This is a genomic window from Chloroflexus sp. (assembly GCF_034435895.1).
In the GTDB taxonomy this organism is placed as follows: Bacteria; Chloroflexota; Chloroflexia; order Chloroflexales; family Chloroflexaceae; genus Chloroflexus.
Genome location: NZ_DAOTWH010000352.1, coordinates 1 through 21,488 on the forward strand (window position 1 = coordinate 1; position 21,488 = coordinate 21,488).

Annotated in this window: 20 protein-coding genes and 1 pseudogene; 11 read left to right on the forward strand and 10 right to left on the reverse strand. The window is 58.2% G+C overall.

The window, feature by feature from the left end; all coding sequences use genetic code 11:
- Both U9R81_RS19455 and U9R81_RS19460 read left to right on the forward strand, forming a co-directional pair.
- Positions 1 to 1,173 (forward strand): MBL fold metallo-hydrolase (locus U9R81_RS19455; RefSeq protein WP_322497065.1); only part of this gene is annotated, 1,173 nt, incomplete at its 5' end.
- A gap of 100 nt (positions 1,174 to 1,273) precedes the next feature.
- A complete protein-coding gene (locus U9R81_RS19460) occupies positions 1,274 to 3,517 on the forward strand; it encodes an ATP-dependent helicase (protein ID WP_322497066.1) in 2,244 nt (747 codons plus the stop codon).
- On the opposite strand, the gene U9R81_RS19465 is transcribed toward U9R81_RS19460, so the two are convergent.
- Positions 3,495 to 4,400: a LysR family transcriptional regulator gene (locus U9R81_RS19465; RefSeq protein ID WP_322497067.1), complete on the reverse strand. Its 906-nt coding sequence runs from the start codon at positions 4,398 to 4,400 to the stop codon at positions 3,495 to 3,497. The genes U9R81_RS19460 and U9R81_RS19465 overlap by 23 nt on opposite strands.
- Positions 4,401 to 4,549: 149 nt before the next feature.
- On the opposite strand from U9R81_RS19465, the gene U9R81_RS19470 reads away from it, so the two are divergent.
- The 4 genes from U9R81_RS19470 to U9R81_RS19485 all read left to right on the forward strand — a co-directional run bounded on the left by U9R81_RS19470 (position 4,550) and on the right by U9R81_RS19485 (position 9,712).
- Complete coding sequence (locus tag U9R81_RS19470; protein WP_322497068.1) at positions 4,550 to 5,611, forward strand: sensor histidine kinase; 1,062 nt, start codon at positions 4,550 to 4,552, stop codon at positions 5,609 to 5,611.
- Positions 5,612 to 6,698: 1,087 nt separating this feature from the next.
- The gene (locus tag U9R81_RS19475) at positions 6,699 to 6,854 is read left to right on the forward strand and encodes a Flp family type IVb pilin (RefSeq protein ID WP_322497069.1); all 156 of its coding nucleotides are present in this window, start codon (positions 6,699 to 6,701) and stop codon (positions 6,852 to 6,854) included.
- A gap of 145 nt (positions 6,855 to 6,999) precedes the next feature.
- On the forward strand, positions 7,000 to 8,436 hold the full coding sequence (locus U9R81_RS19480) for an MFS transporter (protein WP_322497070.1): 1,437 nt from the start codon (positions 7,000 to 7,002) through the stop codon (positions 8,434 to 8,436).
- A gap of 37 nt (positions 8,437 to 8,473) precedes the next feature.
- Complete coding sequence (locus U9R81_RS19485) at positions 8,474 to 9,712, forward strand: hypothetical protein (protein WP_322497071.1); 1,239 nt, start codon at positions 8,474 to 8,476, stop codon at positions 9,710 to 9,712.
- Between the two features lie 125 nt (positions 9,713 to 9,837).
- Here the strand turns inward: U9R81_RS19485 and U9R81_RS19490 are convergent, their stop codons facing one another.
- Positions 9,838 to 10,137, reverse strand: coding sequence for an FHA domain-containing protein (locus U9R81_RS19490; protein ID WP_322497072.1), 300 nt, complete (start codon positions 10,135 to 10,137; stop codon positions 9,838 to 9,840).
- Positions 10,138 to 10,373: 236 nt separating this feature from the next.
- Between U9R81_RS19490 and U9R81_RS19495 the strand changes: the two genes are divergently transcribed.
- Positions 10,374 to 11,606 carry a DUF190 domain-containing protein gene (locus U9R81_RS19495; RefSeq protein ID WP_322497073.1) on the forward strand — a complete coding sequence of 411 codons (1,233 nt, stop codon included), beginning with the start codon at positions 10,374 to 10,376 and terminating at the stop codon, positions 11,604 to 11,606.
- A gap of 14 nt (positions 11,607 to 11,620) precedes the next feature.
- A complete protein-coding gene (locus U9R81_RS19500) occupies positions 11,621 to 12,661 on the forward strand; it encodes an NAD-dependent epimerase/dehydratase family protein (RefSeq protein WP_322497074.1) in 1,041 nt (346 codons plus the stop codon).
- A 37-nt stretch (positions 12,662 to 12,698) separates the two neighbouring features.
- On the opposite strand, the gene U9R81_RS19505 is transcribed toward U9R81_RS19500, so the two are convergent.
- Together U9R81_RS19505 and U9R81_RS19510 are read right to left on the reverse strand one after the other, a co-directional pair.
- The gene (locus U9R81_RS19505) at positions 12,699 to 13,565 is read right to left on the reverse strand and encodes a PAS domain-containing protein (RefSeq protein WP_322497075.1); all 867 of its coding nucleotides are present in this window, start codon (positions 13,563 to 13,565) and stop codon (positions 12,699 to 12,701) included.
- A gap of 148 nt (positions 13,566 to 13,713) precedes the next feature.
- A complete protein-coding gene (locus U9R81_RS19510) occupies positions 13,714 to 15,846 on the reverse strand; it encodes a hypothetical protein (protein ID WP_322497076.1) in 2,133 nt (710 codons plus the stop codon).
- Between the two features lie 365 nt (positions 15,847 to 16,211).
- Here U9R81_RS19510 and U9R81_RS19515 point away from each other — a divergent pair, with 365 nt between their 5' ends.
- Positions 16,212 to 16,403 (forward strand): hypothetical protein, encoded by a 192-nt coding sequence (locus U9R81_RS19515; RefSeq protein ID WP_322497077.1) that lies wholly within the window; start codon positions 16,212 to 16,214, stop codon positions 16,401 to 16,403.
- Positions 16,404 to 16,445: 42 nt separating this feature from the next.
- On the opposite strand, the pseudogene U9R81_RS20140 reads toward U9R81_RS19515, so the two are convergent.
- From U9R81_RS20140 to U9R81_RS19540, 5 genes and pseudogenes are all read right to left on the reverse strand, one after another.
- Positions 16,446 to 16,550, reverse strand: a pseudogene (locus U9R81_RS20140) (hypothetical protein); the annotation flags it as partial.
- Between the two features lie 128 nt (positions 16,551 to 16,678).
- On the reverse strand, positions 16,679 to 17,380 hold the full coding sequence (locus tag U9R81_RS19525; RefSeq protein ID WP_322497079.1) for an SDR family NAD(P)-dependent oxidoreductase: 702 nt from the start codon (positions 17,378 to 17,380) through the stop codon (positions 16,679 to 16,681).
- A gap of 124 nt (positions 17,381 to 17,504) precedes the next feature.
- The gene (locus U9R81_RS19530; RefSeq protein WP_066783574.1) at positions 17,505 to 17,720 is read right to left on the reverse strand and encodes a hypothetical protein; all 216 of its coding nucleotides are present in this window, start codon (positions 17,718 to 17,720) and stop codon (positions 17,505 to 17,507) included.
- 8 nt (positions 17,721 to 17,728) lie between these two features.
- Complete coding sequence (rsfS, locus tag U9R81_RS19535) at positions 17,729 to 18,079, reverse strand: ribosome silencing factor (protein ID WP_245668808.1); 351 nt, start codon at positions 18,077 to 18,079, stop codon at positions 17,729 to 17,731.
- A gap of 89 nt (positions 18,080 to 18,168) precedes the next feature.
- Positions 18,169 to 19,218 (reverse strand): NYN domain-containing protein, encoded by a 1,050-nt coding sequence (locus U9R81_RS19540; protein ID WP_322497080.1) that lies wholly within the window; start codon positions 19,216 to 19,218, stop codon positions 18,169 to 18,171.
- 201 nt (positions 19,219 to 19,419) lie between these two features.
- Here U9R81_RS19540 and U9R81_RS19545 point away from each other — a divergent pair, with 201 nt between their 5' ends.
- Both U9R81_RS19545 and U9R81_RS19550 read left to right on the forward strand, forming a co-directional pair.
- Positions 19,420 to 19,968 (forward strand): macro domain-containing protein, encoded by a 549-nt coding sequence (locus U9R81_RS19545; protein WP_322497081.1) that lies wholly within the window; start codon positions 19,420 to 19,422, stop codon positions 19,966 to 19,968.
- A gap of 96 nt (positions 19,969 to 20,064) precedes the next feature.
- Positions 20,065 to 20,592, forward strand: a complete 528-nt coding sequence (locus U9R81_RS19550) for a PspC domain-containing protein (RefSeq protein WP_322497082.1) — start codon at positions 20,065 to 20,067, stop codon at positions 20,590 to 20,592.
- 21 nt (positions 20,593 to 20,613) lie between these two features.
- Here U9R81_RS19550 and U9R81_RS19555 read toward each other — a convergent pair whose 3' ends face one another.
- The gene (locus U9R81_RS19555) at positions 20,614 to 21,447 is read right to left on the reverse strand and encodes a DUF92 domain-containing protein (protein ID WP_322497083.1); all 834 of its coding nucleotides are present in this window, start codon (positions 21,445 to 21,447) and stop codon (positions 20,614 to 20,616) included.
- Positions 21,448 to 21,488 lie beyond the last annotated feature (41 nt).

Here is a 21,488-nt window from a genome sequence, read left to right on the forward strand (position 1 = left end):
CCGCCGCTGCTAAGTCGCCGGGGAAAACTCCGCCCGCCGCCGCTGCTAAGTCGCCGGGGAAAACTCCGCCCGCTGCCACTAAACCCGCGCCGCGAGAGCCGGCAGGCGCTCTGGGAGGCGATACTGGCAAACGGCGACGGCGACGGCGCAATACCGGCAAATAGCCCGCATGCTCCACGGTGCTGCTCGTGTCACTGGCTGTTCCTCACCGCCTTGCAATGGGCAGGCGGTTTGTTGCGTGTCCAATTGCTGATAACGAGGGAAGGGATGGAGATCTTTCAGGTTGATGAGCACATTTGGGCGATCGATCACGATCTGCTCGGCTTGCCCGGCGTGGGTGTGACTTATGTCGTGCGGGGCGAAGAGATTGCGCTGGTCGAGACCGGAACGGCGTTGACTGCGCCGAAGACGTTGGCCGGCCTTGATGCGCTAGGGATTCCGCGTGAAGCAGTGCGCCACATTCTCTGCACCCATATCCACATGGATCACTGCGGCGGCTCTGGCCATCTCGCTGCTGCATTGCCCAATGCCACGGTCTACATTAACAGCAGCGTGGCTGAGCATCTGGCGAATCCAACCAAACTGATGTCTAGCGTGCGCCGGGCCGTCGGTGAAGAGGCATGGCCGCTGCACGGCGAGTTGCTGCCAATTCCTGCCGAGCGGATTCACCCGGCTGAAACCTTGCGCCTCGATCTGGGCCGCGATGTGGTGCTCGAAGCCATCGCTACTCCCGGCCACTCGCCCGACCATCTCTCGTACCGCGATCTGAAGAGCGGTGGTCTGTTTATCGGCGACGCGGCTGGGTTGGTGATGGAACGCTGGGGGCTTGTGTTCCCGGTCACGCCGGTGCCGGCGTATAACCTCGCAACCCATCAGGCGACCATCGCGAAATTGCGCGCACTGAACCTACCGCGGATCTACGTGACGCACTACGGCCCGCACGACGATGTTGATCATCAACTCAACTACGCTGCCGAACGGTTGGCCGAACTCTTTGATCTGGTTGAACGCGCGTTGGCCGATGGCGATCCTGACGTTGATGCGCTGGCGGCGCGCTGGGTGCCCTACCCTGATGATGGCCCAGCAGGGGTAGTGGCGCGCAGTTGGTCACGCATGAGCGTGGCCGGCATGATCCGCTACGAACTCAAACGCCGCCAAGCACCCACCTCATAGCATAGTCGTGTGGCTTCTATGCTGGTTAGGCGGCGCACCACGCCACGGTGCGCCGCTTTCGTATGGTATACTGCAACTAAGCTATGCACCGGAATCAACCATGGCCACTGACCTGCTTGCCAACCTCAACCCGCACCAACAACGCGCCGTGACTACCGTCACGGGGCCGGTGTTGGTGTTGGCCGGGCCGGGCAGCGGCAAGACGCGCGTGTTAACCCACCGTATTGCCTATCTGATCACGGAAGCCGGCATTGATCCGCTGCACATTTTGGCTGTCACCTTCGCCAACAAGGCCGCGCGCGAGATGCGTGAGCGGCTGGTGGGCTTGTTGGGTGAGGCTGTTGCCACTGACCTGACCGTCGGCACCTTCCACGCGATCTGCGCCCGCTGGCTGCGGCGCGATATCATCCATCTTGGTCGCGAGCGCGATTTCGTCATCTACGACAGCGATGACCAAGAACGATTGATGAAGCGGGTATTGCGCGAACTCAACCTCAACGAAAAGCAGAACTCGCCGCGCGCTATCCTCGGCGCAATTTCGCAGGCCAAAAACGAACTGGTTGGGCCAGAAGAGTTTGCTCGCCATACCCGCAGCTATTTCGATGAGGTTGTCGCCCGTTGCTACGCCCGCTATCAAGCCCTCTTGCGCGAGAGCAATGCGCTCGACTTCGACGATCTGCTGGGCGAGACGGTGCGGCTGTTCCGCGAGCATCCGGCGGTGCTCGCCCACTATCAGCAGCGTTACCGCTTTTTGATGGTCGATGAGTATCAAGACACCAACCACGCCCAATATCTGCTGGTGCGCGCGTTGGCCGAACGCGAGCGCAATCTGTTTGTGGTCGGCGATGAAGCGCAGAGCATCTATGCGTGGCGCGGGGCTGATATTCGCAATATCTTGCAATTCGAGCGCGATTATCCCGATGCCACAGTGATAATGCTCGAACAAAACTATCGCAGTACACAGGCGATCCTCGATGCGGCGCAGGCGCTGATCAACGCTAGTCCGCAGCGCAAATATGCCAAACGGCTGTGGACGACCAACGGCAAAGGCGAGCAGGTTATTCTCTACGAAGCGGCCAATGATGAAGATGAGGCGTCGTTTGTGGTGGGCGAAATCCTGCGCCTGATCGCCGAAGGCGCGGCGCGTCCCGGCGATTGTGCGATTATGTACCGCACTAATGCCCAGTCGCGCTTGGTGGAAGAGGCACTGGTGCAAGCCCATCTGCCGTACCACGTGATAGGCAGGGTGCGCTTCTACGAGCGCAAAGAGGTCAAAGATACGCTGGCCTACTTGCGCTTGGCTGCCAATCCCTACGATAGCGTCAGCTTGCAGCGGGTGATCAACTGGCCGGGCCGCGGCATCGGCGAGCGCACCATCAGCGAGTTGATCGTCTGGGCGCGGCAGTTGGGGGTGCCGCTCTATCAGGCGCTCAGCGAATTGGCCGGCGATGCCGCCGATCATCCTTTTGCTGCACGCGCCCGCAGCGCCTTGTTAGAGTTCTATACCCTCATTGCCGACCTCAACCGGCTGCGCGAGATGATGGCGCTGGTTGATCTGATTGACTACCTGCTGGCACGGGTTGAGGTGCAGGCGGCGCTGAAGCGCGAGTACGACGCCGACGAGGCCGACGATCGCTGGCGCAACGTGCAAGAGTTGCGCAACGCCGCGTTAGCCTACGCCAATCTGCCGGTCGAGAATCAGCTGGTAGCGTTTCTGGAAGACGTAGCCCTCATCGCCGATGTCGATTCGCTCGACCGCAACAATGATGTGGTCACGTGCATCACCTTGCATCAGGCGAAGGGGTTGGAATTCCCCTATGTCTTCGTACTCGGCATCGAAGAGGGTTTGTTGCCGCACAGTCGCTCGAAGACCGACCGCGATTCGCTCGAAGAAGAGCGGCGGTTACTGTACGTTGGTATAACGCGGGCCCAACGGCGGTTGTACCTCTGCCATGCGGAGCAGCGCGCTTTGTTTGGCCGGGTGACGGAGAGCAAGCGCTCGCGGTTTCTGGCCGATATTCCGGCGGCGCTCTTCAAACCGCTGCGGCGGCGCGGCTACCGGGCGATGCCGGCACTGCAGCCGGCAATGTTCAATGATCGCTCGTTCAATCAGCCGCCTGCACACCGTGAGAGCGGGCGCAGCGCACCATTGCCGGCCCCGCTCAATGCCGTCTTTTTCCCCGGCCAGCGGGTGCGCCATGCGACCTTTGGCGAAGGAATTGTGGTAAGCAACCGGCTGATCGAAGGTGACGAAGAGGTAACAGTGCGCTTTCCCGATCGCGAACGGCGCTTGTTGGCCAGCTTCGCCCGCCTCGAACCAATTACGGACGGATCAGCTCGCTGATCGGGCGCTGCTGCAATTCACTGACCAGAAATTCGCGTAAGGCACGGGCAGCCGGCGAGGCGTTACGATCACTGCGCCAGACCAAACCCAGCGAGCGGGTCAAATTCTGATCGCGAATCGTGAGACTTGCCACGTTATGGAAACCGGCTACGGCAAGCGCCGGTACCAACGCAATGCCTAACCCGGCAACCACAAACCGCACCAACGTCTCGGTTTCCCCCCCCTCCATCACCGTCTGCGGCGTAAAACCGGCATCGCGGCATGCCTTGAGCGTCGCCTCACGCAACTCATAACTCGCTGGTGACAAGATCCAGCGTTCGTTGCGGAGTTCGGTCATCGTCACTTCACTCCGTCCGGCCAGCGGGTGGGTAGGGCTGACAATCAACACCAACGGCTCATTCAACAAGGGTGTCACCGTCAACAACTCATCGCTGACCGGCAACGCGACGACGGCCAAATCGGTCAAGCCAGCCTCAAGCAGGTCGAGCAGTGACTGAATGCCGGCCTCGTGCAGACGGAGGGTAATGCCGGGGTAGCGTTGGTGGAACGCAGCCAACAATGGCGGGAGCAGATGCGCACCAACGGTCGGCGGTGCGCCGATCGACACCCGGCCAGCCTTGAGCCCTACCCGTTCGGCCATAGCCGCGCGCGCTTCCTCAACTTGGGCCAAGATCGCGCGCGCGTATGGCAATAGCGCTTCGCCGGCTTCAGTCAGGCGCAGGCTGCGCCCCACTCGATCGAACAGCGTAATTCCCAGCTCGCGTTCAAGCTGGCTAATCTGCTTGCTGAGCGCCGGCTGCGCGATGTGTAATTCGGCTGCGGCGCGGGTGACGTGTGAGTGGCGAGCAACCGCCTCAAAATACCGTAAATGGCGAAGTTCCATGCTTGTGCCCTTCTGTTCGGCGCTGAATTCTGCATAGTATGATACCAGACACTAGTATCAATGGCTCACGTTGCAACTGAGCGCTGAAACGTCTATAATCTGAACAGCCGACTCGCGCCGGCGGCGCCGGCATCGCAGGAGAATCAGCCGTGGCAGGCGAAGAAGTGCAACAACAGATCACCGCAGCTATCCAAACCTACCGTGAAGAGATCGATCGCACCCGTCGCGAGATCAATGAGGTTGAGTCGTTGCTACGGCAGGGCATGACCGAAGTTGACAAGCTCTCGTTGCGCGAAACCTCGATTGCTAATCGTGTGCGCGATCTTGATGTCAATCTCGAACGCTACGAAAAGACTGATATCAAGACCTTCTATACCTCGCTGATCGAAGTGCAAATGCGCTTGCAAACCATGCGCGCGCAGGTCGAGCAGTTGCAGACCCGGCGCGAGACGTTGCGCAATCGCCAAAGTCTCTTGAGCGAATTTGTCGAATTGCTCGAACAGGCCGCCGCGCAGTTAGAGCGCAGCGCCAAAGTGGCTGATCTGCCCTTTGACCCGCAGACGATGATCGCCAACATCATCCAATCGCAAGAGAGCGAGCGGCTGCGCATTTCGCTGCAAATGCACGATGGCCCGGCACAGGCGATGAGCAACCTCGTCTTGCGGGCCGAAATCTGCCAGCGCCTGCTCGACCGCGATCTCGATCAGGCGCGCGCCGAACTGGTGGCGCTGAAGAATGCGGTCAACAACACTCTGCAAGAGACGCGCAAGTTCATCTTCGACTTGCGGCCAATGACGCTTGACGATCTTGGGCTGGTGCCGACCTTGCGCCGCTACGTTGCCCAAGTTTCCGAAAAGCACAAAATTGATGTCAACTTAATGGTGCAAAACCTCGATCAACGCTTACCCGGCCACTATGAAGTAACGATCTTCCGCTTCATCCAAGAAGCGATCAACAATGTTGTCCGCCATTCCGGCGCGACCCAAGCGCGGGTGATGCTTGACAATAGCGACAACACGCTCCAAATTCTGATAGAAGACAATGGCAGTGGCTTTGCCGTACAAGATGCGATTGCCGGCGCTGGCACGCGCAAGAATATGGGTCTGGCCAACATGCGCCAGCAGATCGAGGTCTTGCTGCAAGGCGAATTTGGCATCGAGAGCGCGATCGGGCGCGGCACCCGCGTGGCGGCGACCATCCCATTGCCATAACGGTACAGAACGTTCGCACACGTAGCGTGAAGCGATGACCGTCTCTTTCGCTCACGACGATTTGGCTGCTCTTGCCCTCACGCTCGTTGTTTGGTCGACATTGCTCGATCCTTGGTGATGGCTTGTTTTCGGGTGGCATTTGCAAGGCGGCCAACTGGACAGAGTGCGGTACATCATTGGCGCATCCGAATGAGTTGGCGAAGGTGCTGTTGGGTAGGCTATGGCAGATTGGCGGGTTAGCATTGCTTGTCTTGGTTATTGCGGTTGTCATCTCAACCGCAATTTTTATTATCCGCTGCACCGTGTTTTTACTCACAACCTCGTCTCATACGAGTGGCTGTGTTCTCGTTCGCTTTGCACAGATATTCTTGTCTGTATTTCTGGTGCTTTTTTGTGTATCCTGTGGAACTGACAGATGGGCTGCTGTAGCTCCTCCCCGGTTTCAGCGCAGTGTGGGTCAACTGCATGGTACATTCATTATCGGTCTGATCACGCTCGGCATCGTTCTAATGCGAGAAAGCGTTCATTGCCGGCTCGATCGCACTCGTACCGGTACGAACACATGTCTGACTAATTCATTGCCAAGATTGTGGCGAATCTGGCGAGAACAAGAGCTGTTTATTGATAGTCTGGTGCATTCATTTGCATGCGAGGTTGTAGATGATTATCTACAAGCGCTGGATTTCTGAGATAATGAAATAAATACAGTACAGTATCTATATTTATTTAATCTTGTCATGTTAATAAATCCAACTTGCCGATATTACAATGCCACAATACTTATTACAATGAATGATTGCGCATAAATGAAATAATGACTTTTGAAAGACTAGCAAATAAATTAATTGCTTACTATTTATTGTAACAATCTACAAGGAATAACCTTTTTGTCAATATTAGCATAACAAAAAAACCATCTCGACTTAGTACGAGAGTCCCGTAAGGCAGTAGTACTTTCGCACCGCAGTACTGTCTTGATTTGGTACTCTCTGCCTATTGGATTTTCATTGCAGAGGGGGTATACTTAGTGTCGTGGAGAGTTGTTCCACAACATAATTCAACCGCACTAGTTTTTAGGAGGAACACCATGCTGCGCAGTTTCTTCGCCAAGGAAGAGGGCCAAGGCCTTGTCGAGTACGCACTCATCCTCGTTCTGATCGCCGTCGTGGTTATCGGCGCTCTGACCCTGCTTGGTGGCAACATTAGCAACCTGTTCAACCGGTTGGCGGGTACGATCAAGTAACTTGTATTTGACTTCAGGGTTTGTCTACGCCCGGCCAATTATGGCCGGGCGTAGTGTTTTTTGATATTGATAGCTTTGCTATCCACACTGTTTCCCCAGAGTGCGGTAGAATGCTCGCGGTGGCAATGTAGCGGCGAGGTGCAAGGTGGAAGCGCGGCGGAAATGGTGGGCGCTGGCGGCGGTTGGTAGTGGGGTGTTGATTTCGACCACCGATGGCTCGATTGTCAATATTGCCCTCAATACGTTGGTGCAGGCGTTTCAGAGTAATCTGAACGTGGTGGAATGGGTGGTGCTCGGCTACTTGCTGACACTGGCTTGCACGCTCTTGATCATGGGGCGCTTGGGCGATATGTACGGCAAGCGCCGGATCTACCTGATCGGGTTTGCCCTCTTTACCTTTGCCTCGTTGCTCTGCGCGACGGCGCCGTCGATTTGGGCGCTGATCGGGTTCCGGGTGTTGCAAGGCGTTGGCGCGGCGATGGTGCAAGCGGTGGGGCCGGCGTTGTTGGTGACGGCCTTTCCACCGAGCCAGCGCGGGATGGCGTTGGGCGCAATTGGGTCGTTTGTCGCCGCCGGCATCTTGATCGGCCCAGCGTTGGGCGGCATTCTGCTGCGTTATGTTGGCTGGGAGGCGATCTTTCTGGTGAATCTGCCGATCGGCGCGCTAGGGTGGTGGTTGACAGTGCGTTCGATTGCGCCTGACCAGCCGGCGCGGCCCGGCCAGCGGTTCGATCTGGTTGGCGCCGGGTTGTTGGCGTTGGCGCTGTTTTGCTTGTTGTTGGGGCTGACCGAGGGACCACTTTGGGGGTGGAACGATGGGCGAGCGATCGGTCTCTTCGCTACGGCCCTCGTCGGCGGTGTCCTCTTTCTGATCTGGGAATGGCGCACGCCGCAGCCGATGCTCAATCTGCGCATCTTCCGGCGCTTGGCCTTTTCGCTGAATCTGCTCGCGTCGCTGGTACTCTTTCTGGGCATCTCGTTTAATCTGTTGCTGACCCCGCTCTTCTTTCAATTGGTCTACCAATTCGATCTGCAACGCACCGGGTTTATGTTGGTGGCGTTGCCGGTCGCCTTGTCGTTGATGTCGCCAATCAGCGGGCGGCTGTCGGATCGGGTTGGCCCGCGGGTGTTGACAATCGCTGGCTTGGCAATGACTGCCATAGCCTTATTGGGATTGAGCGCCAGTACGCCAGCGACGCCACCGCTACAGATGGTGGGGTTTTTGGTGCTGTTGGGGATCGGCGTGGGCTTGTTTCAAAGCCCGAATAACAGCACTGTGCTGGGCAACGCTCCGCCAGAGGCATTGGGGGTGGCGAGCGGGTTGCTGGCGGTAGTGCGCACGGTAGGCCAAACCGGCGGAATTGCGCTGGCTGGCGCGATCTGGGCATCGCAGATTTTTGCTTTGAACGGCGGCCCGCTTACGCCGATTACTGCCGCGCCGCCGCCGATCTTGGCCAGCGGCTACGATGTGGCGATGCGAGTGGCGGCGCTGTTGGCGCTGATTGCGATCGTGCCTTCGTTGGCCGGTGGGCGGGCGTTGCAACGCCAGCTTGCCGCCGCCGGCAGGCCGGTGGCTGATTGAACGTGCACTGATGTTTGATAGGTGTGGAGGGTTGCACATGAAGGATCTTGCGTGGCGATTCGCGCGCCCGCTGATGCTATTCGTGGGTATGGGGCTGCTTTGGCTAGGGTTGATTGGCCTGATCGGATGCGCCGCTGCACCATTGCTTGGTGAAGTGACGGCGAGCGCTGAGCGGTATGAGCCGGGGGCGGGGGCGCCGCTGACCATCAGCTATGAGATTGGCCGGGCGGCGCTGGTTGATATTTATGTGCTCGATGCTGCCGGCCAGCGCTACGATCTGCGCCGGGCGCAGCCGCGGTCTGCGGCCACCGATCCGTATGTGTTGCGGTTTGATGGCAGTGTGCCGACCGATGATCCGCAGGTGCTGCGCCGGTTGCTGCCTCCCGGCCAGTATACGCTGGTCGTGGCGGCGCGCGCCGCCGACGGCAATGCCACCGCCGAACGCCGGCTGCCGTTGGTGATTGGCGGGGAGGCGATTGAGCCGCCGATCATCGAAAACCTGCTGGTCTGGCCGCCGGTGATTTCGCCCAACGCTGACGCAATTGACGATGTGGCCGAATTCACCTACCGTTTGCCAGTGAGCGCAACCGTGAATATCGAGGTGCTGGCGCCAAACGGTGAAGTGATCCCAGTTGTGACCCGCGAAGAGGAGGGGCCATTCGAGCAGCGGCATGTTTGGAACGGCAAGCGGCCAAACGGTTCGTTACTGGACGCCGGTGTCTACACGTACACAGTGCGCGCCGAAGATCCGTTTGGCAATGTGGTGCAGCAGCAGGGTCAGATCACCCTCGCTGAGGTTGGCCAACCCGAAGCGCGCATCGTCTATTCGATGATTGCGCCGCAGCGGGTGATGTTGGGCGAAGTGATTACAGTCACGATCCGGGTGCGCAATACCGGCACAGTGCCGATCCGTACCTACGGCCCGCCGAGCGGGTATGAATACACCACTGATGAGGTCTTTTCGTCGGTGGAAAATGGGGCCTATGCGGCGCAAGCCGGAGGGTTTTGGCGCGTTGGCATGGATTGGGATGCCAACAGTGGCGGCGGGCCGAAGCGCTATCCGTACCGCTGGTCAATTTCGCCGCGCCCGCCCGAAGAGTGGGCGCAACCGTTCGTAGAAGATTTTCTCTACCCCGGTGAAGAGGCCGAGATTATTGGCCGGGTGCGGATTTTGCAGCGTGAAACCCGCATGGGCTTCTATGTCGGTCTCATCCAAGATGGGGTCGGCTTCTTCCAAGATCGCACCGGGCGGACGATCATCGATGTCGGGTTTTGAAGGCGTAAGACGGGCAAAGGTGCAGGGGGCGGCGGCGCAGGAAACCAGCGTGAAGTGAGCTAAAACGGTGCCGCCGGCAGGACTGATCCTACCGGCGGCCCGCTCACCCCGTTGGCGCGATCGCGTTACCGATCGGCCACCTTAAACGCTGCGCTGCCGATCGAGAGTAAATCACCGATCTGCAACCGTTGGCGGCCATTAATACGTTGGCCGTTCAACGCTACCAACGCACCGTTGTCAAGCGGGGTGATAAACCAGCGTTCAAGGGCTTGGGCAATCTCGGCGTGACGCTCGAGCACCTGCCGATCGTGCAACACAATGTCGCATTGGCGATCGCTGCCAATCACCATCGAACGGCGATTGACCACGATGTGTTGCCCGGTTCGTGAACCAGACACACCGATGAGGGTTAATTCTCGGCTCATAAGGGCCTCCGGCGAACAGAACTAGTGCGATGAAACAACGTATATTCTTATGATTCTCATTGACTTCTCATTTTGTCAAGTGTGACCTTTGGGCTACTTATTATGTTATGCTTGTCTCTGGTTGGCGTCGCCGGCGCAATTTCATCGCTCGACCCAATCAGGTTTGTGCTGCGACAGAGCCGTGCGTCGCTCTTTGATGCGCTGGAAGCGACATCTCAGCATAGGAACAGCTAACTATGGCCGAGCCAACGGTGCAACGAGTGCGCATCTATCTTAACGGTGAAGATCGGGCTGGTGATCGACCGTTGTATCAAGCAGTGCTGGCTGAATTGCGCCAGAGCGGGGCCACCGGCGCAACGGCGCTGCCAGCGCTGGCCGGCTTTGGGCCGCGCCGGCAGGTATTGCCGGATGCTGAACGGCAGCCGGTGATTATCGAGTGGGTTGACCAAGCAGTGCGTATCCAACGCATCTTGCCCTTGATTAGCGAGATAGCTCGCGATGCCCTGATCACGATTGAGCCGGTAGCAGTGGCGCAAGGCGTCTTGCGCCCCAGCGGGTCATTTGGCGCCGAACAGTTGGTGGCGGATTTGATGCAGACCGAAGCGGCGGCGATTGCAGCGGATGCCCCTCTGCTCGTGGCGCTGGAGCAGTTCGCTGCTGTGCAAGCTGATCTCTTGGCAGTGGTCGAGAACGAAACCGTGGTTGGGACGATCTCGGCCCGTGAATTGGTGTGGCGTGGCGGGTTGCGTTTACCTCCCAGTTTGCTCGGTGTGCTGAACCCGGCGGAAAGAGCCGCCGCGCTGGCGGCGATGCACGGGCGCACGGTAGGAGAGGTGGCCAATCGCGAGGTGCGTGGCGTGCCCTCGACTATGTCAATTCCGCAGGCGTTGACGATGCTGATCGAGTGGGGGTATGCGCAGATGCCGGTGCTTGATGGGCATGGCCGATTAGCGGGCATCTTCGGCCAGCGCGAAGTCTTGCTGGCAGTCGCGCGCCAACCAGAACCAACCGATACGAACGCGGTTGCGGTGCGGGTGGGGATGGTGATGCAGGCGGCGACGGCGCGGGTTGCGCTTGGTCAGCCGTTGGCCGCAGCATTGGCGATGCTGATCACGGCGCCGAGCCATCTCTTGTTTGTGGTTGATAGCGATGGGCGGCTAGCGGGAATCTTGCGTTTGAGCAATGTGCTCATACGGTTACAGGGTGACGAACGCGCGGCGCTATTGGCTGCGTTGCAACGGGCGCAACCCACTCCGGCGGCGGCGCTGCCCGGCGCGCGCCGGGCAATCGATAGCTTGGTCGAGCCAGCGCCGGCGGTAGTGACGATTGATGCAGGGTTAGGCGCCGCTGCCCGCCAGTTGCTGAACGTGAATGCGGAACGCTTGCCGGTGGTTGACTCAAATGGCCGGCTGTCGGGTATAATCGCACGTGGCGCCCTGATTCGGGCACTCTTGCAACAAAGCGAATAGTAGGTAGGAAACGTATGGCTGATCGGGTTCTCATTACCGGCGGCGCCGGCTTTCTCGGCATCAATCTGGCGCGTTACCTCTTAGCGCGCGGCTATATTGTGCGTTCGCTGGATATTGCCCCCTTCGACTATCCTGAGCGCAACCAGATCGAAGAGCATACAGGTGATATCCGCGATCGGGCGGCGGTCGATCGGGCCATGAAGGATGTGAAGTTTGTCGTGCATACGGCAGCGGCGTTGCCGCTCTATTCGCCGGCTGACATCTTTTCGACCGATATTGACGGCACGCGCAACATTCTTGAGTCGGCGCGTGAGCATGGCGTCGAGCGGGTTGTCCACATTTCGTCAACCGCCGTGTATGGCATTCCTGACCATCACCCGTTGGTGGAAACGGATCGGCTCAGTGGGGTTGGGCCGTATGGCGAAGCGAAAGTCAAGGCTGAAGAGCTCTGCCTTGAGTTTCGCACGGCTGGGATGTGCGTGCCGATCTTGCGGCCCAAGTCGTTCGTTGGCCCTGAGCGGCTCGGCATCTTTGCCATGCTGTACGATTGGGCGATGGAGGGCCACAACTTCCCGTTGCCCGGCAACGGCAAGAATCGCTACCAGTTGCTCGATGTCGAAGACCTCTGCGAAGCGATTGTACGCTGCTTGACGCTTGATCGCGATCGGGTGAACGACACCTTCAACATCGGCGCCAAAGAGTTCACCACGATCAAAGAGGATTTTCAGGCGGTGCTCGACGCAGCCGGTCACGGCAAGAAGATCATTACCTTCCCGGCGGCGCCGATGGTGTGGGCACTGGCGATTCTCGAAAAGCTCAAGCTGTCGCCGGTCTATAAGTGGGCGTATGGCACTGTGACCGAAGACTCGTTTGTGTCGGTCGAAAAGGCCGAGCGGGTGTTGGGCTTTACGCCCAAATACTCGAATAAAGAAGCGCTGGTGCGCAATTACCAGTGGTACGTTGCCAACGCCAAACGGTTTGGCCAGCAGACCGGCGTGTCGCACCGGGTGCCGTGGAGCCAAGGCATTCTGAAATTGGCGAAGCTGTTCTTCTAGCCGCTAGCCAGCAAAGGAGCGGGTGGCAAACCCGCCCTTACCGTTTGGCGTGCGCTACTCCGCTGACCTTTTCCCGCAGCGGTTCACCATTCATTGCCAGCGCAATCCCATTTTGCAGAGTGGCGCGGGTCTCGAAGACGCTCAGATCGGCGCCGAGGCTGACCAAGGTTTGCGCCACTTCGGGGCTGATTCCTGTCAACACCACACGCGCCCCCAGCAAGCGCACCGCTCGCGCCGCCCGGATCAGCGCATCAGCGATAAAGGTGTCAACCGTGGCGACGCCGGTAATGTCGATGATCACCGTCTCAGCGCCGCGAGTGGCGACGCCTTCGAGCAAGGTCTCAATAATCAAGCTCGCGCGGCGTTGGTCGATTACGCCGATCAGCGGTAACGCAACCGCCCGATCGCTAATTGGCACCAGCGGCGTGCTGAGTTCGCGCAGGGCCCGCTCTTGGGCGGCGATAATCGTTTCCTGCATCTGGAGACGCTCGAACTCGATCGCCTTAATCTCGCTAATGTTCTGCATCATCCCGATCATACGCGCCGCTTTGCCATCGGGGCCGGCCAGAAAGTAGCCGCGGTCGAGAATCCAGACATACGAGCCGTTCTTGTGCTGGAAGCGATACTCGATGTCATACTCGCTCAGCTTCGCCTCAGCCTCACCCAACAAGTGCAACGCCCGTTCGCGGTCATCAGGGTGGATCAGATCTTCCCATTGGGCCAGCCCGCCGTCGAGTTCGCTGAGGGTGCGCCCGCAGACGTACTCGGTTTCGCCGCTCCATGAAATAGTGCCGGTAGCGACATCATAGTCGTAAATCATGAGCCGCAACGCACGCACAAGCATAGCGTAGCGTTGGCGCAGATCGTTGAGTTCGCGCAGCAGGCGCTGCTCTTCGGATGGCATAACAACCTCTGGTTACGACAGGAAGTTGACGGCGTGGTCACGTTGCGACGGGGCTATGAAGCATTGTAGAGCCAGAGGAGAAGCGCGTCAAGCCTGTCTGTTCTGCGCAACATACCCCTCTATTGTTCGATTGCGAACCGCTGCCCAATCACCAACCCCTCAAAAGCTGGAAAATGTTGCTGTAGTCGTCAGTCCACGGGCGTAGGTTAGAGGAGTAATGTTCCAGCGTATCTACTTTGCCAGCCAGTGCCGGTTGGCTGAATAGGGTCGGTTGGCGGGACAAAAAGGACCAAATCGATGGAAACATCACGGTTTGCTCATCTTGCGGGATATTGTTGCGGACGATGCCGGCATACAAGCCAAGTTGACGCGCTGAAGTCCAGATCAGCGGAGTCAGATCGAGATTGCGATTCGTGATATGAATGGCGAGGATGCCATCCGGCGCAAGGTGGTGCAGATAGAGTTCAAGCGCTTCCTGCGTCAATAGATGAACCGGGATCGAATCACTACTGAACGCATCGACTATGAGAATATCATAACCCTGCACTTCGCCTCGGTTACGCTCATCTTCCAAGGAGAGACGGGCATCACCCGGAATGATCTCAATCGTTACCGCGCGCGCTTGGCTATCGGAGAGGAACGAGAAAAACCCATGCGCTCCGTTGGCCAAATCGATGACCAGCGGATTAATTTCGTAGAAGCGGTAGATGTCATGTTTCTGCCCGTAGGCAGCTAAGACGCCGGCCCCCAGCCCTATAACTCCCACCTTCATTCCCTGCCCATAGCGCGGGTGGTTCTTCACAACCAAGCTGATCCCGCTATCATCCCCGTAGTAGCCGATGGGACGGTCACGCTTGTCAGCAGTAGCATATTGCGCGCCATGGATCGTCAATCCATGGACGAGCATATACACATTTTCGCGTTCTACGACGCGTAAGACGCCATAAAAGTTTCGTTCCCGCCAGATTGAGGTTTGGCTATCGATAATCATCACATAGCCAATGAGAATACTCATACTCGTTGCGGTTGCTCCCAGCAGGATTGTTGGCTTTCGTTGCTGGACATTGAGTTGTTTTGCGCCCAAAAAGAGTAGCAGTAAATAGGTAATAATCCAACCAATATAAAATTCCCAATAGTCATTAAACAGAAGCGGGGTGATAAAGTTAACGATAATCCCTCCGGCTGCCCCACCAACCGATATGAGTAGGTAAAAATGGGTTAAATGCTGAGTTGAAGGCCGTAAGCGATAGATTTCGCCATGGGCGGTCATGCAAATTGCAAAGAGAAACAGGAGATTTAATCCAATTTGCAGAATGATTGGCACATTTGGGAAGAGTGGCGTGAGCAGCAACCCGATCGAGGTGAGGGTTAAAAGCGCGAGAAATGCTTGGCGATGATAATATTGTTCACCAGCGAATGCGATAATAAACGAGAGCAGATAAATGGTGAGCGGCAATATCCACAACATCGGCACCGGTGCGATCTCTTGCGTCAAACGATTTGTCACCGCGAGCATCATGACCGAAGTGATCGCACTCAGCGCCAACCAGAGCAGCCGGTGAACAAGCGTGATCTCGGCAGGTGCAGCGATGTGAACACCTTCTTTGGGTTGAGCTGGAGGAGAATGGTTTGGGCGACGAAGCCGCCAAACAATCGCAAAGGTTAAAACCGCGAAGAGAAGATAGAGTCCAGACCATAACCATCCCTGCTCGCCGAGTCTGAGCGACGGTTCAATCAAGAACGGGTACGAGAGTAAACCGAAGAGTGAACCGGCGTTAGACAGCGCATACAACCAATATGGCGAGCGTCCGGTTTGGGTGTGGGCGAACCAATTCTGAATGAGCGGGCTATTACTGGCCAAGATGAAATACGGGAGACCAACCGAAATGGTTAGTAAGAAAAAGATATAGAGAACCGGTTGCTCTGCCGTGCTCGGCTTCCAGCTCGCACTTGGAATCACCGGCGCCGGCCAAACGAAGCCTAGTCCGAGGATTAAGACGGCTGCAATGCCCAATAACGCACCGTGGATTCGCCACTGGCGTTCCGGGGCGATCGCTTTGCTCAACCAATCGGCGTAGAAATACCCTCCCACCAGCATGAGTTGGAAGAACAGCACGACTGCCGACCAGACCGAATTTGTCCCGCCGAACCATGGCAGGATGTAGTGCGCAATCATTGGCTGCACTTGAAAGATTAAAAACGCCGAGAGGAAGATGCTGCTGGTGTATGATTTCATAGCGGTAAAGGGTGGGTGAAAAAGCGCGTCGGCAGGCGATAACAATTGTCATTCTTTAGCAAATAGATCTCGTTGCTCGCAGGCAGGATCAGTTCATACTGCCCTTTTCGCTAACACTTGCTTTATATCATATTCATACAATTGTGTCAATAACCTATATAAAACTAGTCAGCAGATTTTTAGAGGTTAATCCCATACATATAAAAAGCAATAACAAAACCATCATGTCATTGAATAATGTGTTGATACGCAGCAGGCAAATCACGGCTTACTAGATAGTCACTGACCAAATTGCTATATCCTTGGAGGGGATGGTGGAAAAGTGGCGATGATGGATCGAGTAATGCAGGGTAAACACCTATCGTGATCGTGCGATGATCGCGCTCTACCATAAGCGGCGCGCGAGAGGTATGATTAACCTTCCATCCCTCCAGTTCAAACCATCGTTTCAGTGGTTCAAGCAATTTGGTTTGCACATGTATTGGCGGAATCTTAGGCAATTGATCATCGATGAGGTAACGGAGCAACTGCGCTGCCAGCCGGCGATCGAGCTGCGCATGCCGTATGCGATTACCGTCGTGGCGGAGGCAGGCCGTACATGATCGTTCACATTGCTGAGGACATTCTTCAACCAAGCGCAGCGTCGCTTGGAGAATCTGATCGATCTGCCGTCCGGCCTCGGCGGCAAAACCCGCACCACCCGACGCTGTGTCTACCAGAAAGAGAGCAACCTGACCGGATTCGGGCAAGAAACGGTAGTCGGCGCTGAGTTCGACCGAATCAACATCAAGGTAGTAGCTGGCCGCTAGCGCATCGTCCGTGTGTTGCCTGCCAGATCGAGCCAGTAGGTTGCGGCGGGCCTAATCCCTCTCCCCCGCTACGCCTTCCCATACACCGGGATGGCGGCGCCGCTAATAATGCGCGCGGCGGGGCCGACCAGAAAATGGATCACTGCCGCAATCTCGCTGGGTTTGACCCAACGGTCGTGCTTAGCGGTAGGCATAGCTGACCGGTTGGCCGGGGTGTCAATCACGCTCGGCAGCACGGCGTTGACGGTAATATCGTGGGAGAGGAGTTCGGCGGCGAGCGCTTCGGTCAGTTGCAGCACAGCCCGCTTGGCTGCGGCATAAGCGGCAAGGTTGGCGCCGGCTTGGGTGGCGGTGCGGCTGCTGACATTGACGATCGCGCCGCCACCGCGGGAGATCATATGGGGAATGGCTGCGGCGCACGAGATAACCGCCGTCTTGAGGTTGATGTCGAGCTGGTTTTGCCAGAGTGACCACGGCGTTTGATGCACCGGCTCGCCGCCGGCGAAGCCGCCAGCGGAATTGACCAGAATGTCGATGCTGCCGTGCGTTGCCGCAATTGCGTTGTAGGCCGCTTTGGCCGCCGCTTCATCGGTCAGATCGACACATGTGCCAATCACAGTGGGGCAACGCTCGCGTAACTGTGCAAATGCCGCTTCATTAACATAGGGGGTGATCACGGTTGCGCCGGCGCCAAGCAGTCGTTCTACCACTGCAACCCCCAACCCGCCGGTTCCACCGGTGACAATCGCCACTTTTCCTGCCAGATCCATGCACGCTCCTCCCGCTGATACAAACGACTCTGGCGCATGCTAACGCCAGAGTCGCCTTCTATGCTCAGACAACCGGAGAGCATCCCCTTGCAGGCAACTCCATCGTTACCCGATTCGGTATGGCCTACTGCATCAGCAGGTCAAAATGCGGCCGTCCATCGTCCCCGCCGAGCCGGCGCAATCCGCGCTGAATGGCGCGCAGTGCCCCCTCACCCAGCCAGAAGGTTAGGACTGATCCGGCGATGAGGCCGAGCGCGCTGCCGAGCGCAGCGCCGCTGGCGAACAACACGAACCGCTTGCGTCGCGACGCCGCTTTGCGCCGCGTAGTCTCCTTGCCCATAATGCTCCTCACTGTACGACGACTACCGGCATCGCCTTGCTCCAGAGTCGTTCGAGCCGGTAGTATTCACGCTGGCTCTGGCTAAAGATATGCACGACAATATCGCGATAGTCGAGCACGATCCAGCCGGTGTCGGCGCTCCCCTCGATGCGCGGGTTTAACCCGTGCTCGGTCGAAATCTTCTCGTCGATGTGGTCGATGATCGCGCGCATTTGCCGATCGTTGTCGGCGGTGCAGATGATGAAGTAGTCGGCAATGGTTGTCTGCGGGCGAATGTCAAGCAGCATAATGTCGTGGGCCTGCTTGTCTTCGACCAGCTCGACGATACGGCGGGCAATCATTCCAGTCTCGATGGTCATGTCCTCCTTTGTTGCGTCGCGTTATCGTTATCTTGATCCTATCATATTTGACGCAGGTTGTAAAACCTGAACGCACAGTTATTACAACGTCATGATAGCACAAATGATGGGTTGGCGAGCAATTGGGGCGGATCGTTTACCCAAGGACGGAGGCCTTCATCTTGAGCCGGATATCGAGCGGGTAAGGATTCGATTCCCGTAGCTCGAAGAAAGGTGGGTATTCCGCCACGTAAGCCGCGAGGAGTTGTGACAGCTTGCTGTGGCCGAACTGCTTGGCGTCGAACGTTCGATACAAGACGGCGCAGATGCTGGCCGAGCACACCAATGCCAACCCATCCTTCACGGTCACGTTTGGGCGCTTGACAGATAGCACGCACAATCAGGAGGGTCGCTTCGTGGAGGGGACGGATGGTCGCCGCGGTTGAATCCGTGGTCGCTGTTGATGAGGCAGGCTGGCCAGCAAGGGTAGATGCGCTAGGCTGGGTAGCAGCGGAGCGTGGCGGTACGGCCGTTGCGTGGGGCGACGTAGGCGCTGGCGGCTGGGTCGTAACTTCAGCCAGACTTGCACCCTCGCCGCTTGTGGCCGGTTCTGGCTTAGTCAACGGGATAAAGCGGTTACACGCTTCTTTCAAGGCGTCGGACGTATGGCGATTGCCGATTACGATCACTTCAGCGCCGGCAGCGCGCAAGCGGTTGACGAGCGGTGTGTAGTCGCTATCGCTGGCGGCGAGATAGAAACAGGTGATCTGCTCTTGGTAGAGCAGTTCCATTGCATCAACAGTGAGCAAGATGTCGATCGCGTTCTTGTTAGTCGCCACCCGGCCATGATGGATGGGACGCAGATTGTAGCGCGCCAACGGCTCGATCCAACTATGGTTATTGGGCAATGACCAGTTGGCGTAGACCCGGCGCGCCACGATTGCGCCATGTTCGTGGTCAAGGTGGCGCATGACCTGTTCGGCGTAGGTGGCCGGGCAGTTTTCGCCGTCGATCAACAGCGCCACCCGGCGTTCCGGCGCGAGCAGGGTGGCCGGGGTCGTGATGATGTCGTTGGTTGGCGTGAGATGGTGATCGGCGCGAAACTGGCGGAAGGCGCTATTGATGGGCTTGAGCAAGAGGTTGGATGGTGATGAAGGCATTGTGACCTCGGGAAGCTCATGATTTCCGTTACTCCAAGATACGTTGCTGGCGCGCAAACGTTGCACAGAGTGAGGCAAATCGGGTACGAAGGCTGACGATTGCGCTTAACGATAGGCGGTTTACAAACGCCGCATGGTCTGCTACAGTTTTGCATTACATACGGCGTCGAACAAGCTGTAGGCAAGCTAAGGAGGCGCGCGATGGCTCAGGTTCTCTCGCTGCACGTAGGTCAATCCCGGATTGAGCTGGCTGAGGGTGATCTTGTCACGCAAGCGGTCGATGCGATTGTCAATGCCGCCAATGAGGCATTGCAGCAAGGCGGCGGGGTATGCGGCGCGATCTTCCGCGCGGCTGGCGCCGAGCAGATGCAGCAGGCGTGCAACGCGGTGGCTCCTTGCCCGACCGGAGAGGCGCGGATTACTCCCGGTTTTGCCTTGCCAGCACGGTATGTGATTCACGCGGTGGGGCCGATCTTTAGCCGTTATGCCCCGGAAGAGGCCGACCGGCTGTTGATCAGCGCGTACTATGCCAGTCTCGCGTTAGCTCGCCAATACGGCCTGCACAGCATTGCCTTTCCCAGCATCGCCACCGGCATCTACGGCTTTCCGGTCGAGCGCGCGGCGCCGTTGGTCTTGCGCGCACTCCGCGAAGACCTGCAGCGCCATCAGGCCCCGGCGCTGGTGCGTATGGCGCTGTGGCACGATACCTTCCCGGTTTACCGGGAGGCGTTCGCGCAGATGCAGGCATAATCATCGGCGGGAAGGTGCAACAATCCAGCGTTGCCGGCGTCATATCGCCAGAGCATGCAGGCGCGCCTCATGCGCCCCGGCTGGAAGGAGTGATCTATGCAGACTCGACTCACGCGCAGCAGCACCGACAAGATGATCGGCGGCGTCTGTGGCGGGCTGGCGCAGTACTTTGCCGTCGATCCGGTCATCATCCGTCTCATCTTTGTGCTGGTCTTTTTCATCAACGGCATTAGCCTGCCGATCTATCTCGTGCTCTGGATTGTGATGCCGAAAGATACCCCAACGACACCCTATACCCCTGCCGCCAGCGGTACGAAGCCGGTCAATCAAGAGGTCTTCGCCGGCCAAGGGCAGAGCGGCGGGCAAGCGCGCGTAGGGTACGCGCCCGATCCGAGCTATCGGTTTGACCCGCTGACTGGCCAACCAATCGGCGGGCCAGCGGTGGGTGAGACGGTCAATCTGGCGACCACGCCGCCGCGGCGGCGAAACTGGAGCCTGCTCGGCTTGATCTTGATCGGGGTCGGCGCGATTATTCTGCTTGAGCAGCTTGGCGTGAACCTCTCGTTGCTCTTCCCGGTGTTGATGATTGTGGCGGGTTTAATACTCTTGCGGCGGGCGTGGTAGGGGCATTGCGGCGCAATGCCCCTACCGCGCGCCCCCGGCGATCATCGCGATCACAATCGCGATGATCGCTCCCCCGACCGAACTGATCAAGTTCACCAGATCGTTATCCATCCAGCGCCAGCCGCGCAGGAAGCGGTTAGGAGTGCCGTCGCGGGCCACCCGGCGTTCGGTTTCGCGCCCGTCGGGGTAGACATAAATAGCCTGAACGGTCGCGCCGAGCCAACTGTCAAACAGGGCGCCACCCAAGCCACCGAGCAGACCGGCGGGGATCATCCACCACGGTAACGGTTCTCCCGGTGTGGCTAGCGCGCTAAACCCAAACATGGCCAGCCCGATGATGAGGCCGCCAGCCGCGGCTGCCAAGGTGCCGAGCACGGTCACGCCACCCGACGTACCCGGCGGCACCGGCTGGCGGGTGGTGATCAGGCGGGGTGGATGCGGGCTGAGCACGCCGAGTTCGGTGGCCCACGTATCAGCATTCACCGTTGCCATCAGGCCAACGAAGGCTGCAAGCAGCCACCACGGCTGGTCGCTGAGCGCAAACCCTACGGCGCAGAGCGCGCCAAGCCCGCCGTTGGCGATGGTCTGGAAGAAATCGCGCCTGCCGCCCTTGGAAAACTTCTCGGCAGCCCGCCGTTCTTTGATCGATTCTTTGTAGTGCGAGAGAATGCTGCTCGTGACAAAGAAGACGATCAGCGTCAAACCCCATGGCCAGCCGCCAAAGCCAAACGTCAGCGTTCCGACCAACACCGCGCCCAACCAGCCGCTTTCGCTCAGCGAGCGACGGGCAAACGCGACACCGCCGATGGCAATGCTGAGTATGAACCCAAGCCCGATCTGCATAAGGTCGATCATAGTCTTCCCCCGACTCTACGCCGGAGCGGCAAAAAAGATCG

Coding starts and splice junctions, on each gene's coding strand:
- U9R81_RS19555 (WP_322497083.1), bottom strand. CDS start 21,447: ATGATCGACCTTATGCAGATCGGGCTTGGGTTCATACTCAGCATTGCC.
- U9R81_RS19545 (WP_322497081.1), top strand. CDS start 19,420: ATGGCTCAGGTTCTCTCGCTGCACGTAGGTCAATCCCGGATTGAGCTG.
- U9R81_RS19485 (WP_322497071.1), top strand. CDS start 8,474: ATGAAGGATCTTGCGTGGCGATTCGCGCGCCCGCTGATGCTATTCGTG.
- U9R81_RS19465 (WP_322497067.1), bottom strand. CDS start 4,400: ATGGAACTTCGCCATTTACGGTATTTTGAGGCGGTTGCTCGCCACTCA.
- U9R81_RS19540 (WP_322497080.1), bottom strand. CDS start 19,218: ATGCCTTCATCACCATCCAACCTCTTGCTCAAGCCCATCAATAGCGCC.
- U9R81_RS19515 (WP_322497077.1), top strand. CDS start 16,212: ATGATTAACCTTCCATCCCTCCAGTTCAAACCATCGTTTCAGTGGTTC.
- U9R81_RS19495 (WP_322497073.1), top strand. CDS start 10,374: ATGGCCGAGCCAACGGTGCAACGAGTGCGCATCTATCTTAACGGTGAA.
- rsfS (WP_245668808.1), bottom strand. CDS start 18,079: ATGACCATCGAGACTGGAATGATTGCCCGCCGTATCGTCGAGCTGGTC.
- U9R81_RS19530 (WP_066783574.1), bottom strand. CDS start 17,720: ATGGGCAAGGAGACTACGCGGCGCAAAGCGGCGTCGCGACGCAAGCGG.
- U9R81_RS19500 (WP_322497074.1), top strand. CDS start 11,621: ATGGCTGATCGGGTTCTCATTACCGGCGGCGCCGGCTTTCTCGGCATC.
- U9R81_RS19490 (WP_322497072.1), bottom strand. CDS start 10,137: ATGAGCCGAGAATTAACCCTCATCGGTGTGTCTGGTTCACGAACCGGG.
- U9R81_RS19525 (WP_322497079.1), bottom strand. CDS start 17,380: ATGGATCTGGCAGGAAAAGTGGCGATTGTCACCGGTGGAACCGGCGGG.
- U9R81_RS19475 (WP_322497069.1), top strand. CDS start 6,699: ATGCTGCGCAGTTTCTTCGCCAAGGAAGAGGGCCAAGGCCTTGTCGAG.
- U9R81_RS19460 (WP_322497066.1), top strand. CDS start 1,274: ATGGCCACTGACCTGCTTGCCAACCTCAACCCGCACCAACAACGCGCC.
- U9R81_RS19505 (WP_322497075.1), bottom strand. CDS start 13,565: ATGCCATCCGAAGAGCAGCGCCTGCTGCGCGAACTCAACGATCTGCGC.
- U9R81_RS19550 (WP_322497082.1), top strand. CDS start 20,065: ATGCAGACTCGACTCACGCGCAGCAGCACCGACAAGATGATCGGCGGC.